Source organism: uncultured Lutibacter sp., assembly GCF_947495725.1.
Classification (GTDB): domain Bacteria; phylum Bacteroidota; class Bacteroidia; order Flavobacteriales; family Flavobacteriaceae; genus Lutibacter.
Genome location: NZ_CANLZZ010000002.1, coordinates 679,486 through 694,543, shown reverse-complemented (window position 1 = coordinate 694,543; position 15,058 = coordinate 679,486). Strand labels below are relative to the sequence as shown.

At 31.8% G+C, this 15,058-nt stretch carries 10 protein-coding genes, 2 tRNA genes and 1 riboswitch; of the genes, 2 read left to right on the top strand and 10 right to left on the bottom strand.

All coding sequences use genetic code 11. From position 1 onward, the window contains the following. The first annotated feature begins 106 nt into the window (after window positions 1-106). Window positions 107-2,299 (top strand): amino acid permease, encoded by a 2,193-nt coding sequence (locus Q0776_RS06415; RefSeq protein WP_298366156.1) that lies wholly within the window; start codon window positions 107-109, stop codon window positions 2,297-2,299. A gap of 25 nt (window positions 2,300-2,324) precedes the next feature. Here Q0776_RS06415 and Q0776_RS06410 read toward each other — a convergent pair whose 3' ends face one another. From Q0776_RS06410 to Q0776_RS06400, 3 genes are all read right to left on the bottom strand, one after another. Further along, complete coding sequence (locus tag Q0776_RS06410; protein WP_298366153.1) at window positions 2,325-3,053, bottom strand: alpha/beta hydrolase-fold protein; 729 nt, start codon at window positions 3,051-3,053, stop codon at window positions 2,325-2,327. A gap of 27 nt (window positions 3,054-3,080) precedes the next feature. Next, window positions 3,081-3,695, bottom strand: a complete 615-nt coding sequence (locus Q0776_RS06405) for a GDSL-type esterase/lipase family protein (protein WP_298366151.1) — start codon at window positions 3,693-3,695, stop codon at window positions 3,081-3,083. A gap of 162 nt (window positions 3,696-3,857) precedes the next feature. Continuing rightward, window positions 3,858-3,931, bottom strand: a tRNA-Asp gene (locus tag Q0776_RS06400). Between the two features lie 207 nt (window positions 3,932-4,138). Between Q0776_RS06400 and Q0776_RS06395 the strand changes: the two genes are divergently transcribed. Beyond that, a complete protein-coding gene (locus Q0776_RS06395) occupies window positions 4,139-6,445 on the top strand; it encodes a S9 family peptidase (protein WP_298366149.1) in 2,307 nt (768 codons plus the stop codon). 56 nt (window positions 6,446-6,501) lie between these two features. Here the strand turns inward: Q0776_RS06395 and Q0776_RS06390 are convergent. The 7 genes from Q0776_RS06390 to Q0776_RS06360 form a co-directional block, all read right to left on the bottom strand. After that, a tRNA-Asp gene (locus Q0776_RS06390) sits at window positions 6,502-6,575 on the bottom strand. Window positions 6,576-6,639: 64 nt separating this feature from the next. Continuing rightward, complete coding sequence (locus tag Q0776_RS06385) at window positions 6,640-7,563, bottom strand: DUF58 domain-containing protein (protein ID WP_298366147.1); 924 nt, start codon at window positions 7,561-7,563, stop codon at window positions 6,640-6,642. 90 nt (window positions 7,564-7,653) lie between these two features. Next, window positions 7,654-7,971, bottom strand: a complete 318-nt coding sequence (trxA, locus tag Q0776_RS06380; protein WP_298366145.1) for a thioredoxin — start codon at window positions 7,969-7,971, stop codon at window positions 7,654-7,656. A 129-nt stretch (window positions 7,972-8,100) separates the two neighbouring features. After that, window positions 8,101-9,057 carry a methylenetetrahydrofolate reductase [NAD(P)H] gene (gene metF, locus Q0776_RS06375; RefSeq protein WP_298366142.1) on the bottom strand — a complete coding sequence of 319 codons (957 nt, stop codon included), beginning with the start codon at window positions 9,055-9,057 and terminating at the stop codon, window positions 8,101-8,103. A gap of 212 nt (window positions 9,058-9,269) precedes the next feature. Next, window positions 9,270-11,948, bottom strand: a complete 2,679-nt coding sequence (gene metH, locus Q0776_RS06370; protein ID WP_298366139.1) for a methionine synthase — start codon at window positions 11,946-11,948, stop codon at window positions 9,270-9,272. A gap of 53 nt (window positions 11,949-12,001) precedes the next feature. Continuing rightward, the gene (locus Q0776_RS06365; RefSeq protein WP_298366137.1) at window positions 12,002-12,994 is read right to left on the bottom strand and encodes a homocysteine S-methyltransferase family protein; all 993 of its coding nucleotides are present in this window, start codon (window positions 12,992-12,994) and stop codon (window positions 12,002-12,004) included. Between the two features lie 56 nt (window positions 12,995-13,050). Further along, a riboswitch (SAM riboswitch) is annotated at window positions 13,051-13,154 on the bottom strand. A gap of 72 nt (window positions 13,155-13,226) precedes the next feature. Continuing rightward, the gene (locus tag Q0776_RS06360; RefSeq protein WP_298366135.1) at window positions 13,227-15,050 is read right to left on the bottom strand and encodes an ATP-binding protein; all 1,824 of its coding nucleotides are present in this window, start codon (window positions 15,048-15,050) and stop codon (window positions 13,227-13,229) included. Window positions 15,051-15,058 lie beyond the last annotated feature (8 nt).

Genomic DNA, 15,058 nt, shown 5'->3' with positions numbered 1-15,058 from the left:
AGAAATTCAACAATATATTCTATAAAAAAATTTAAACAACTTTTTATGCGTTGCACATAAACAATTAATTAGTAAATTAATACTCAAAATAAACAGTTGTTAATACATGGACAATTCTTCTGAAAAAATAAAAAAATTCGGAACATTCGGAGGTGTTTTTACTCCAACTCTACTTACCATATTAGGTGTTATAATGTATTTACGTTTAGGATGGGTTGTTGGTAATGCCGGACTTTTAGGCGCTTGGTTAATTATTATCATTTCTTTTTTAATAACACTTTGTACCGCTCTTTCAATGTCAGCAATTACAACCAACATTAGAATTGGAGCGGGTGGTGCTTATGCTATTGTTTCTCAAGCTTTAGGATTAGAAGTGGGTGGTAGCTTAGGTATTCCTAGATATATTTCCCAAGGCTTAGCAGTTACCATGTATATTTTTGGTTTTAGAGAAGGTTGGTTGGGTGTTTTTCCCGAACACAACGCTTTTTTGGTAGATATTGTAGTTTTTTTAGTGCTTTTTTCAATAGCTTATATAAGTGCTAATTTGGCTATAAAAACTCAATTTATTATTATGGGAATTATTGCGCTTTCTCTTGTTTCCATTGTAATTGCGGCATATAATGGCTCTATGACCATTCCTTCAAGCGAAGCCTTAAGTTGGGGTTCTTTTAAGGGTTCTTCAGAAAATGGGTTTAAAGGAAGTAATTTTTGGATTGTATTTGCTGTTTTCTTTCCTGCAGCTACCGGAATTATGGCCGGAGCAAATATGTCTGGTGAGCTAAAAAACCCCAAACTTAGTATCCCAACAGGAACATTATGGGCAATTGGTGTTAGTTTTATAATTTATATGCTACTTGCTTTTTGGATCGCCAGAAGTGCTACTGAAGAAGAATTAATAAGTAATTACTATATAATGGTAGAGAAGGCTTATTTTGGTCCATTAATAATTGCGGGTATTCTTGGAGCAACTTTTTCTTCTGCTTTAGCTTCAATAGTAGGTTCATCCAGAATTTTATTTGCTATGGGACAACACAAAGTACTGCCTTACTCAAACTTCTTGCAAGGTCAAAGCAAAAATGGTCAACCAAGAAATGCAATGTTAATAACTGGAATTTTAATTTTTGCTACACTATTATTAAGAAATATAAATGCCATTGCACCATTGGTTACTCTATTTTTCTTAATTACTTACGCTATGATAAACATTGTAGTTATAATAGAACAAAACCTTGGTTTAATTAGTTACCGTCCAGTATTTAAAATACACAAATGGGTGCCATGGGCAGGTTTAATTTCATCAATTTTTGCAATGTTTATTATCAATCCAAGTGTTAGTTTAATTTCATTAATAATTGTTTTAATGGTGTATTGGTATTTATCTCGCCAAAATTTGGAAACACCTTTTGAAGATGTTCGTTCTGGTTTGTTTGTTTCATTTGCAGAATGGGCTGCCAAACATACTTGGGGAATGAAAAAAATGCAGCAACGTGCTTGGAAAGCAAATCTAATGGTTCCTGTAAGAGATGTTAACGGATTAAAAGGAACATTTGAATTTTTAAGAAATATTGCTAAGCCAAAAGGTTCCATAAAATTATTGGGGATTGAACCTTTTACAGAAACTAGTAAACTTGCAGAAGAATTAGAATCCATTTCTTCAGCATTTAGGCAAAAGGAAGTATTTTCATCTTCTACAGTTATTCATACGCAGGAATTTGCAAAAGGAATTAATTATGGAAGTCAGGCTTTAAAAGGAGCATTTTTTAGACCAAATATTTTATTCTTAAATCTTCAAGATCATGACAATTACGAAACCGAATTGAGACCGGTAATGAAAGAAGCCATACGATTAGAAACAGGAATTCTACTTTACTTAGCGCACCCAGCCGCGTTATTAGGGCAACGAAATACCATAAATGTTTGGGTTAGCGATCGAAAAGGAAATTGGAATTTAGGTTGGGATATAGGTAATTTAGACCTTTCCATATTGGTTGCTTACAAGCTAAAAATGAATTGGAATGCACGAATTAGACTAATTACAGTAATTTCAGATCCAAATGAAAAAGAAAATGCTACTGAATTTTTAGCCACTTTAATAAGTCTAGCTCGTTTACCCCAAACTTTAACAGAAGTGCATATTGGAGATTTTAACTCTGTTGTAGAAAAAGCACCGTCTGCCGATCTTAATATTTTTGGAATGGATGAAGATCTTAAATTTGAATTTGTAAAAGAAATGTCCAACAAAACACATAGCACCTGCTTATTTGTAAAAGATTCGGGGCACGAAAGTATATTAGCTTAATATCTTTTTTTAAACTTATCTATTGTTAAAAATAAATAGCAACCATTTTTCTCCAATCTTTTGCTTTATGTGCTAATAAATCCCATTCATATAATTTATGAGGAATTCCTTTTTCATTAAATATGTTAGATAATTTATAATTACTTTCTAAAAATGAATCTTCTTTACCAATTGCCAATACAATATCCATGGTTTTCAATTGCTGAATTATGTTTTCATCTTCAATATTTTTTAGATACTGATTTGGCATATTAAAATAAACAAAATCATTATGAAAACCACTTAATAAATCTTTAAAATAGCCACTAGATTGGGTAAGATCGTATCGACCGCTCATTCCAACCACTTTACAAAACAATTGTGGATGTCTCATAGCAACATTCACCGCATGGTACGCTCCCAAACTACAACCCGCTGAGATAATATTTGGATTTACATTAATGGAATTTGCGAATGGTAACACTTCTTCAAGTACATAGTGTTCGTATTGAATATGTCTATAAATTCTATATCCAGGATCTTTAAAACTATTATAAAATGATTCTAAATCTACACTATCTACACAAAACACTTGTAAATCACCATTTGTAATTTTATGCTCTAATGATGCTATAACACCCCAATCTTCGTAATCAAAAAACCGCCCCATTCTTGGAGGAAAAAACAGTACTTTTGCACCAGAAAATCCGAATACAAGAAGTTCCATATCTCTTTCAAGATGCTTACTATACCATTTGTGATATTCTCTTTTCATAACATCACCTTTAATATTGACTTTCTTTTAATTTACAAGTTTCGGCTGCGGAAAAAACTCGGTATGCTTTTTTAACTCTGTCAACAATATTTGATAACCTTTTTTATTTAGATGTAATCCATCTTCGATAAAATATTTAGCATTTGGATTACCGGTTTTATCTAACATGAAATCATAAATATTCAGAAAATGAAAATTTAAATCCTTTAAGGTTAATTCTTTAATTTTACTATTTGTGTATCTAATACTTCCTGACAAATGCCAACGGTTAATACTTGGTTTTATAGAAACAAAAGTACACGGTATAGCTCCGTATTTACACCTAATTTTAGCTAATAAATTCTCTAGAAACAATACAACTTCTTCTGGATGTCTTCCTCCTCCTAAATCATTCTCTCCTGCGTAAATTATAATAGCATCAACTTTTTTAATATTTTTAAATACGCGATCAAAAAACCAAGTACAAGCAGCTAATGTGGATCCCCCGAAAGCTAAATTCAATGGGTCATACTTTTTAAATAATGTGGTTATTTCACTCCAAAGAGTAAATGTTGAACTCCCATAAAAAATTAATCTAGGATTATATTCTAATTCATTTATTTCTTCTTCTAAGCGCTCTATATCTTCATGGTACCAAAACATTCAAACTTTTATTAAATATTAAAGTTTAAATATAAAGTTAATAAATAATAAAAGAATCAAAAACTTATTAAAACAAAAAAATAAAATTTAATTTTTAAAGTCACCTTATTAGGTATATAAAAATAAAAAAGCCTTAAAAACTAAAGTTTTTAAGGCTTTTTGCGGTCTGGACGGGACTCGAACCCGCGACCCCCTGCGTGACAGGCAGGTATTCTAACCAGCTGAACTACCAGACCGTTGCTAATAGCGGATGCAAAGATACGTAAATTTTTAATTTATAACATCAAAAAGTTTAAATCTTCAATATTTTTATCAATTTTATTCCCTATGAATACTAGCCTTTGAAACTAATTTAAAATAAGTTTAACACTTTGTGTAACAAAATCAACTTTTTAAACTCTTATATTTGATAATCAACTTATTAATTTTCAAATAGATATATCATGAAAAACCAAACTATTAAAGTATTGGCTTCAATAATATTCTTTATTGGATCCGTTATTCAAATTAATGCACAAGAAATTGTTGGTTCCTGGCAAGGAAAAGTTTCCGTCCAAGGAGCAGAAATTCCATTAGTATTCAATATTTCCTCTGAAAACGGAACCTATTCCTCCACAATGGATAGTCCGTCACAAGGTTCAACAGACATTCCAATGGATGTAACCACTTTTATTGAAAATACACTAACAATTAAATTTAATCAAGCAGGAATTAAGTATGTAGGAACATTAAACGGTTCAAATATGTCCGGTACTTTTTATCAAGGAGGAATGGAGTTGCCATTAAACCTAGTTAAAACAGTAAAAACACTTCCGGGAAATACTGCGCTTCCTTCTTCGGATGAAGAACTTGAAAAATTGGCTAATTATGAAACTTCAGAATACAAATATTCCGTAGAAGACTATTTTGCAAGACCAAAAGCTAGAAGTTTTAGCTTTTCACCAAATGGGGCATACCTTTCATATAGAGAAAAAGATGAGAATAAAAAAAACCATGTATATGTAAAAAATCTAGAAACGGAAGAAGTTGTTCGAGTAATTGAAGAAAAAGAAGAATTAATTCGAGGATTTGGTTGGGCAAACAACAACCGAATGATTTACACTATGGATAAAGGTGGAAATGAAAATTATCATCTTTTTGCAGTAAACATTGACGGTACTAATCAAAAAGAACTAACCCCTTTCGATGGTGTTCGTGTAAATATTTTAGAAATATTACGCGAAGATAAAGACCATATGATTATAAGTATGAATAAGAATAATGCTCAAATTTTTGAACCATACAAAATCAATATAATTACTGGAGAACTTAAACAATTGTACAGTAACGAAGATTTGGCTAATCCTATAGATGGTTACGAATTTGATAAAGATGGAAATTTAAGAGGATTTGCTAAACTTAGAGATGGTGTGAATTTTGATCTTTATTATACTACAGATGGAACCGAATATTCAATCAAAAAGCAATTGAGTTGGAAAGATAATTTTACAATTTTAAGTTTCAACTACGCATCAGAAAATCCGCATGAGGCATACGTCCTTTCTAATTTAGATAGCGACAAAACAGAAATTTACTTGTACGACTTAGAAAAGGATGTGGTTATTAAAAAATTATTTTCAAATGAAAATTACGATGTATCTGGAATTTCGTTATCTCGAAAAAGAAACTACGAATTGGATTTCTTCTCTTATGAAGGAGAAAAAAACATTATAGTTCCAGTTAGTGATTACTATAAAAATATTCATGACAAAATAGTTACCAAATTTCCAAATTATAATTACGGAATTTCGGATGTAACTGACGATGAAAGTAAATACCTGATTTTTATTCAAAGCGACAAATTATATGGCGTTTATTATTCATACGACTCTAAAACTGAAGAGTTTAAGCTCCTTTATAACTTAATGCCACAACTTTTAGAAGAAGACATGGCAGATATGAGACCAATAACTTTTACCAGCAGAGATGGTGTTACTTTACACGGTTATATTACTTTACCTAAAAATGCTATAAAGGGAGAAAGAGTTCCCGTAATCGTAAATCCACATGGAGGACCGCAAGGAATTAGAGATTCTTGGGGGTTTAATCCTGAATCGCAATTATTTGCTAGTCGCGGCTACGCAACACTTCAAGTTAATTTTAGAATTTCTGGTGGATACGGTAGAGAATTTTTAGAATCTGGATTCAAACAAATTGGTAGAAAAGCAATGGATGATGTTGAAGATGGGTTAGCATACGTAGTAGAAAAAGGATGGGTAGATAAAGACAATGCAGCTATATACGGTGGAAGTCACGGTGGTTATGCAGTGCTAAGAGGACTTACAAAAACTCCTGATTTATATGCAGCAGGTGTAGATTATGTTGGAGTATCAAATCTTTTTACTTTTATGAAAAGTATCCCTCCATATTGGAAACCATATTTAAAAATTATAAAAGAAATTTGGTACGATGAAGATGTTGCTGAAGAAAAAGCAATTATGGACGAAGTTTCTCCGGTTTTTCATATAGATAAAATTAAAAAACCTCTATTTGTTGTTCAAGGAGCAAATGACCCTAGAGTAAATATTAATGAATCTGATCAAATTGTAGAAGCTTTACGTGCCCGAGGTGTTGATGTTCCATATATGGTAAAATATGATGAAGGACATGGCTTTAGAAAAGAAGGTAATTCTATTGCATTGTACAAAGCAATGATGGGGTTCTACGCAAAACATTTAAAAAAGAAACCGCAAGAACCTATTAAGCATTAACAATAAATAACAAATAATAACGCATAAAAAAAGCATCTCAAATGAGATGCTTTTTGCGGTCTGGACGGGACTCGAACCCGCGACCCCCTGCGTGACAGGCAGGTATTCTAACCAGCTGAACTACCAGACCGTTGCTCTTAGCGGATGCAAATATAAGTGTGTTTTTTATATTAGCAAAGATTTTTAAATAAAATTTATAAAAATTTATTTCTTCTAATTAAATAAGCTATTAAAATTTGATCGAAGCCTTTGTTAATATCTACTGGAACATACTCAATTTTATACTGCATACACTTCAATTTCAACTCATTAAAATATTTTAACACCTCAGATGCATATTGTTTTTTCACTGAAGAAGCATATAAATTAATTTCTTCTCCAGTTTCAACATCTACAAATTTTTTAGGAGAATTTTCAAAATCAAAGTTTAATTCGTGTTTTCCATCAAAAGTATGAAACAAAACAACCTCGTGTTTATTATATTTCAAATGTCGAAGCGCTTCAAACAACTCTTGTTCATTTTTATTGGTTTGAAACATATCAGTAAACAAAAATATAAGTGATCGTTTATGAATTTTTTCTGAGATTTCATGCAATGCCTTATAAGTATCTGTTTTCTCTTTTGACTTTTTATCAAGCAACCCTTCTAACTGAGCCAATAACATTCTTCTATGTCTATCACTCCCCTTAGCTGGAGCATAATACTCGCTTTTGTTACTATAAACACTTAATCCAACAGCGTCTCGTTGCCTTTTTAATATTTCCATTAAAGCTGCCGATGCAATTGCTGAGAATGAGATTTTAGATAAACTATCAATTGTTGGATTACTAATAACCGGATAATGCATTGAAGCAGAATTATCAATTATTAAATGACATCGTAAATTTGTCTCTTCTTCATATCGCTTCACAAACAGCTTTTTTGTTTTTGCAAACAATTTCCAATCAATATGCCTTGTACTTTCTCCCGTATTATACAATCTATGTTCAGCAAATTCAACCGAAAACCCATGAAATGGACTTTTATGCATACCCGTAATAAACCCTTCAACTACTTGCTTTGCTAGTAGCTCAAGATTATTTAATTCAGAAATACTTTTTACTTCAATACTTCCCATTTCTTACTTTTGATAATTGTAAATATAATATATAAAAAGAAAAAGCCCGACAAATTTGCCAGGCTTTCCTATTATATTCAGTTTTATATATTATAAGTGCGCATCTATTTTTTGAGCATATGTTGCTTTTGGCGCAACACCAACTTGTTTTTCAACAACTTCACCACCTTTAAAAAGTAATACTGTTGGTATATTTCTTACTCCATACTTGGCTGCAAATTCTTGATTAGAATCCACGTCTACTTTTGTAATAACTGCTTTACCTTCGTATTCAGCCGTTAACTCTTCCATTATTGGAGCAACCATTCTACAAGGACCACACCATGCTGCCCAAAAATCAACCATTACAGGTTTATCTGACTTTAATACAACTTCATCAAAGGTTGCATCTGTTACTTCTAATGCCATATTATATTTTTTTAATTAATAATTTCAACTTTACTTGTACAAAAGTAATGAAAAAAACATCCTAAACAATTCAACATTTATTACTTTTCTCTATTAAACTATCAACAATCGCAATAACAATTGTTAATACTAAAAAACTTCTTTTGCGATTGCCTTAATATTATCCGATTTCCCCATTGAATAGAAATGAACTACAGGCACACCGTTCGCCATTAAATCTTTTGATTGATTTATAGCCCATTCTATTCCAACCTGACGAACTTGTTTATTATCTTTACAGCCTTCAATTGCCGAAATTAAATCTTCTGGCATATCCAATCTAAATATTTGCGGTAAAATTTGTTGATGTCTTTTTACTGCAACGGGTTTTATCCCAGGAATAATTGGAACTGTAATTCCAATACTTCTAGCTTTTTTAACAAAATCGAAATATTTTTTATTGTCAAAAAACATTTGTGTAACCACATAATCCGCACCTGCATCCACTTTTTCTTTTAACCTTTTTAAATCTGTTTCCATACTTGGAGCTTCCAAATGTTTTTCAGGATATCCCGCTACTCCAATACAAAAATCTGGTTTATTATTTGTTTCAATAATATTGTGTAAATATTTACCCTCATTCAAATTTTTAATTTGAGTTACTAAGTCCGAAGCAAAAATATTACCATCTTTAGTAGGTACAAAATACGGTTCATGCTTCATCGCATCACCTCTCAATGCCATAATATTATCCAATCCTAAGTAGTGACAATCAACCAATACATATTCAGTTTCTTCTTTTGTAAATCCACCACACAACACATGAGGAATAGCATCTACATCGTATTTATACTTTAATGCCGCACAAATTCCTACAGTCCCAGGTCGCATACGTGTCATTTTCTGCTCTAACAAACCGTTTTCTTTTGGAATATATACATATTCTTCACGTGAGGTTGTTACATCTATAAATGGTGGGTTAAACTCCATTAACGGATCCACATTATTGTATAAATCTTGAATATTTTGCCCTTTTTGTGGTGGCACTATTTCAAACGAAAACAATGTTTTTCCACCAGCATTTTTTATATGTTCTGTTACTTTCATTCTTTTTAGCTTTTTGCAATTAGCTATTCGTCTTTAGCTTTATCAGCGAAAACTTTACAACTTTTAACTATCTCTTTTGGGCGTTTCCTTTCAGGTCGCGCTATTCGTTTTATCTTTTTTACGTTACTCTTAAAAAAAGGATGTCTCTCCTATCGCTAACGCATTAAAGCCCTTACAGGTTTTTAAAACCTTTTAGGACTTATAAATTTTAATTACTCCGCTAAATTAGGATTCAACCATTTTTTAGCAGTTTCTAAGTCCATGTTTTTTCGTTCGGCAAAATCTTTCAATTGATCTTCTTTAATTTTTCCCAACGCAAAATATTTCGATTTTTCATTCCCAAAGTAATACCCCGAAACTGATGCCGCAGGCCACATGGCCAAACTATCCGTTAATTCAACACCTATGGTTTCTTTTACACTTAACAAATCCCAAATAGTCCATTTCTCGGTATGATCTGGACAGGCAGGATACCCTGGCGCAGGTCGAATCCCGTTGTAAGATTCTTTAATTAATTCCTCATTAGTTAAACCTTCACTAGATGCATATCCCCAATATTCAGTTCTTACTTTTTTATGCAAATATTCTGCGAATGCTTCTGCTAGCCTATCTGCCAATGCTTTAATCATAATTGAATTATAATCATCGTGGTCTTTTTCAAATTCTGCAGCTAATTCTGCAGTTCCAAAACCAGTAGAAACACAAAATGCTCCAATATAATCTTCAATTCCAGTTTCTTTTGGGGCAACAAAATCGGCTAAAGCAATATTCGCAATACCTTCTTTCTTTTTAGCTTGTTGTCGTAACGTCACAAACTTCACATTAATATCTTTTCTTTCAGCATCTCCATAAACTTCAATATCATCTTTTATTGCATTTGCAGGGAAAATTCCAAAAACAGCTTTTGCAGTTAACCACTTTTCATCTAAAATTTGAGCCAACATTATTTTTGCATCTTTAAATAAATTAGATGCCGTTTCACCAACAACTTTATCTGTTAAAATTGCTGGATACCTACCTGCAAGTTCCCAAGTTCTAAAAAATGGTGTCCAATCTATAAAATCAACTAATTTGGTTAAATCAAAATCTTCAAAAACTTGAATTCCTTCAAAATTTGGCTTCTTTATTTCCGCAGTATTCCAATCAATGTTAAATTTATTTTTTCTAGCATTTTCTAGCGAAACAAATTCTTTTTTACTTGATCTATCAGAAAATCCTTCTCGAACTTTTACATAATCGGCCTTTATATCTCCAACATACTTTTGGTTTTTTCTTTTATCTAACAAATCACCAACTACGGTAACAGCTCTTGACGCATCATGTACGTGGACAACAGCGTTTTTATAATGAGGATCAATTTTAACAGCTGTATGTGCTTTTGAAGTTGTTGCTCCACCTATTAGCAAAGGAACTTTAAAATTGTGACGTTCCATTTCTTTTGCGAGGTATACCATTTCATCTAAACTTGGAGTAATTAAACCACTTAAGCCAATAGCATCTACATTCTCATCTTTTGCTGCTTGAATAATTTTTTCAGGCGCAACCATTACTCCTAAATCTACAATATCATAATTGTTACAACCTAATACAACACCCACAATATTTTTACCAATATCGTGTACATCGCCTTTTACAGTTGCCAACAAAATCTTTCCATTCGATTCACTGGCACCACCTTTATCAAGCTCAATAAATGGTAATAAATAGGCTACTGCTCTTTTCATTACTCGAGCAGATTTTACTACCTGTGGTAAAAACATTTTCCCCGAACCAAATAAATCACCAACCACATTCATACCAATCATTAAGTTACCTTCAATAACCTCAATTGGTTTTTCGGCCTGTAACCTTGCTTCTTCAACATCTTCTACAATAAACTCATCTAATCCTTTAACTAAAGAATAGGTAATTCTATCTTGTAACGATTTTTCCCTCCAACTTAAATCAACTTTACGCTCTTTCGCTGTGCTTACAACACTTTCTGCAAAATCTAATAAACGCTCTGTTGCATCCTCTCTTCTATCTAAAATAACATCTTCAACATGTTCTAATAAATCCTTCGGAATTTCATCATATACTTCCAACATTGTTGGATTTACAATTCCAATATTCATACCCGCCTTAATTGCGTAATATAAAAATACAGAGTGCATTGCCTCCCGAACTGCATTATTCCCTCTAAATGAAAATGACACATTACTTACCCCTCCACTTACACTGGCATTCGGTAAATTTTCACGCACCCAGCGAGTTGCTTCAATAAAATCGATAGCATTTCTTTTGTGTTCATCCATTCCAGTTGCTACTGGAAAAATATTTAAATCGAAAATAATATCTTCTGATGGGAAGTTTACTTCATTTACTAAAATAGAATATGAGCGTTGCGCAATTTCTATTCGTCTATTATAATTATCTGCTTGTCCAACTTCATCAAAAGCCATTACAATAACAGCTGCCCCATACATTTTTATTTTCTTTGCATGTTCAATAAATTGAGCCTCTCCTTCTTTTAAACTAATTGAATTTACTACACATTTTCCTTGCGCTACTTGTAAACCAGCTTCAATTATTTCCCATTTAGAGCTATCAATCATAATTGGAACACGTGCAATATCTGGTTCGGCAGCAATTAAATTCATAAAACGAACCATTGCCTCTTTTCCATCTAACAAACCATCGTCCATATTAATGTCGATAATTTGCGCCCCACCATCAACTTGATGACGTGCAATTGCTAATGCTTCATCAAATTTTTCTTCTTTTATCAATCGTAAAAACTTACGAGAACCTGCTACATTGGTACGTTCACCAACATTTATAAAATTACTTTCTGGAGTAATTATTAATGGTTCTAATCCTGATAGTTTTAGGTATTTTTTTTCTGTATTCATTTTATAAGAATGAGATTCTGAAACAAGTTCAGAATGACGTAAAATTAAATCTTTTAACTAACCAACCTTGGCTTATAGCCATTAGCAATATCAGCTATAGCTTTTATATGTGCCGGAGTTGTACCACAACATCCACCAATAATATTTATCAATCCTTTTTCTAAATATTCTTTGATTTGTTCAGCCATTTGACTTGGAGTTTCATCGTATTCTCCAAAAGCATTTGGTAAACCTGCATTTGGATGTGCGGACACTCCAAAACTTGCTTTTTGCGATAATACTTCTAAATGTGGTGTTAATTGCTTTGCTCCTAAAGCACAATTAAAACCAACTGTTAATAAAGGAATATGTGAAACAGAAATTAAAAAAGCCTCTGCAGTTTGTCCAGATAAAGTTCTTCCACTTGCATCAGTAATGGTTCCACTTAGCATAATTGGAATATCTATATTTCTTTCTGCCTTTAATTCTTCAATAGCAAACAAGGCTGCTTTTGCATTTAAAGTATCAAATACTGTTTCTACTAACAATAAATCTACTCCTCCATCAATTAAAGCTTCTGCTTGTTGCCTGTATGCAACTCTTAAATCGTCAAAAGTTACAGCTCTAAAACCGGGATCGTTTACATCGGGAGACATACTTGCCGTACGATTTGTTGGCCCAATTGAACCCGCTACAAAACGAGGTTTATTTGGGTTTTTATCTGTAAATTCTTTTGCAACTTCTTTAGCTATTTTAGCAGATTCAAAGTTTAACTCATATACAAAATCTTCCATCTCATAATCAGCCATAGCAATTGTAGTAGATGAGAACGTATTGGTTTCAATAATATCAGCACCTGCTTCTAAATATTTTGCATGAATTTCTTTAATAGCTTCAGGTTGTGTAATTGAAAGCATATCATTATTTCCTTTTACAGAAATATGAAAATCTTTAAATTTTTGACCTCTATAATCCTCTTCAGTAAAGTTATACTGTTGAATCATAGTTCCCATAGCACCATCGAGCACTAGGATTTTATCTTTTAATATGTTTCGGATGTCTTCCATTTTATAATTTTTACATAAACAGTCGGAAGTTATTAAGTAGCATTACTTTGAAGTGAATGTTATCTGTCCAAAATTAATGGTAGAACGTAGCACCTTCTTTAGCTTTAAAGGGTTGCTAAGGCTTCAACAGGTCTATTCCCTCTGCCTTTCTTAATAACTAATTAACTATGTTTATGAACTTTGTGCAAATAAACGGCATATTCTTATGAATTACAAACAACTGTTTATATATTTATGAATTCTCTAAGTTTATATTAATTGTAATGCGAGTTCCATTATTTTTTGAAGAATTAATAAAAATTCGGCCATTTATATAACTAATTCTTTCTTTCATAAAAAACAGCCCCATTCCGGCATCCTTTTTTTCAGTCAATAGTTTTTCTGAATCAAATCCTTTACCATCATCGTCAATTACAATACTCAAAACCTGCTCTGAATGACTAATTGAAATTAAAATATAATTAGCATCGGCATATTTTAGTGAATTATTTACAGCCTCTTGTACTACTCTATATAGATTTGTTTCTACTAAAGAATCGAATCTTCCTTTAAAATCGGTTTTATTTTCAAAAAAGATTTGCTTCCCTGTAAAACTCGACAATCTTTCAGCTAATTTTTGAATAGTTGGTACTATACCATAATCTATTAATTCTGGTGGTGTTAAATTAAAAGTTACCGTTCTTACCTCTTTAATTAAACTTCCTAAAAGGTCTTTTAACCTAACAATTTTAGTTGAAGTTGCCTCCGTATTTTCTGGATTAACAGATTCAATAGTAAATTTTAAGGCTGTCAACATTTGCCCAATTCCATCGTGAATATCTTTAGCAATCCTTTTCCTCTCTTCCTCCTGAGCTTCAACAATTTGACTTGCCTGCATTTTTTGTTGATTTACTTCTTCTAAAAATCGCTCCTCATTTAAAATATCGATCTCTTGTTGAGATTCTTTTCGTTTTGTGATATCAGTACACAGAATTAATACACGTTGATTATTCTTTAATTGATTCATTGGAATTATAGACATTTCTAACCAAATTCTCCGCTCTTTCTTTGTGTAAATTTCCAATTCTCCAACCCAAATAGATCTTCTTTTCCCTTTTAAAAGTTCTCTTATCGTTTGATGTTCTCCTCCTTCTATTTGTAACAACTCTTCTAAGTAAGTCTTTTCATTTACAGAAGCATCTATCTCCAACAAACTTTTAAATTTCTTGCTCATATGCACAATAGATCCATCTTGAGCAACACTAACAAATAAAGCTGCATTATCTAAAGCATAATTCAAGCCTTTTAATTCTTGTAAAGATGCTTCTTTTGCAAGATATAACTCCTCTATTTTTTGAGCTTTATCTTGAGCCTCTTTTTTTGTAACAATTAAATCGCGGATTACTTTTTTAATATGAATTGAAATTGGCTTGAACAAAAACAACATTTCAAACAATAAAATCAATAATGAAATTACCAATAAAATGTATTCTTTTTGTTTTAACTCCTTTACTTTTTGCTGACTTATTTCGTCAAACTTAAATACAATTTCATTCATTTTATTTAAAAATGGCTGCTCTTCCTTTTTTAAAATTGAAATATAATGTTGTATTGAATCTATAGAAATCTCTATGTTCTCATTAACTAATTTCACCAAAGAATTACAAGAATTAACCAAATTAATATGTGAAGCATCTATTTCTTTAAATAGTATTTTTAATTCAGGATTGTTTTTGGTTAACATCCCTAAATCATTAACTTCACTTTGTAAATCTTGGTGAGATTTTAAAAAACTGGCATTACTCTCTTTTATTATTGAGGCCCTTTTTAGCTGTTCATTTTTGTCTGCATATAACAAAAAAAGTGATTCTTTAACCAATTTCTGGCTCAACATTCGTTGCCTACCTGCAATGTTAATAATTCGCGAATCGTTAATTTGAGAATCTAAATGTTTTTGAATAAGAATTTGAGCAATAACTATTGTTGCTGCAATAAATAAAAACGCGAGTAAATACAACCTTCTAAATTTAAAAAAGGTAGAATTATCTATCGATATACCATTGTTTTTATCACTCATAAAAGTAA

What these genes read in the sequence shown, in the direction of transcription:
- Q0776_RS06405 (WP_298366151.1), bottom strand. Translation starts at nt 3,695, where the DNA reads ATGTTTTGGTACCATGAAGATATAGAGCGCTTAGAAGAAGAAATAAAT.
- metF (WP_298366142.1), bottom strand. Translation starts at nt 9,057, where the DNA reads ATGAAAGTAACAGAACATATAAAAAATGCTGGTGGAAAAACATTGTTT.
- Q0776_RS06415 (WP_298366156.1), top strand. Translation starts at nt 107, where the DNA reads ATGGACAATTCTTCTGAAAAAATAAAAAAATTCGGAACATTCGGAGGT.
- Q0776_RS06365 (WP_298366137.1), bottom strand. Translation starts at nt 12,994, where the DNA reads ATGGAAGACATCCGAAACATATTAAAAGATAAAATCCTAGTGCTCGAT.
- Q0776_RS06410 (WP_298366153.1), bottom strand. Translation starts at nt 3,053, where the DNA reads ATGAAAAGAGAATATCACAAATGGTATAGTAAGCATCTTGAAAGAGAT.
- metH (WP_298366139.1), bottom strand. Translation starts at nt 11,948, where the DNA reads ATGAATACAGAAAAAAAATACCTAAAACTATCAGGATTAGAACCATTA.
- Q0776_RS06360 (WP_298366135.1), bottom strand. Translation starts at nt 15,050, where the DNA reads ATGAGTGATAAAAACAATGGTATATCGATAGATAATTCTACCTTTTTT.
- Q0776_RS06385 (WP_298366147.1), bottom strand. Translation starts at nt 7,563, where the DNA reads ATGGGAAGTATTGAAGTAAAAAGTATTTCTGAATTAAATAATCTTGAG.
- Q0776_RS06395 (WP_298366149.1), top strand. Translation starts at nt 4,139, where the DNA reads ATGAAAAACCAAACTATTAAAGTATTGGCTTCAATAATATTCTTTATT.
- trxA (WP_298366145.1), bottom strand. Translation starts at nt 7,971, where the DNA reads ATGGCATTAGAAGTAACAGATGCAACCTTTGATGAAGTTGTATTAAAG.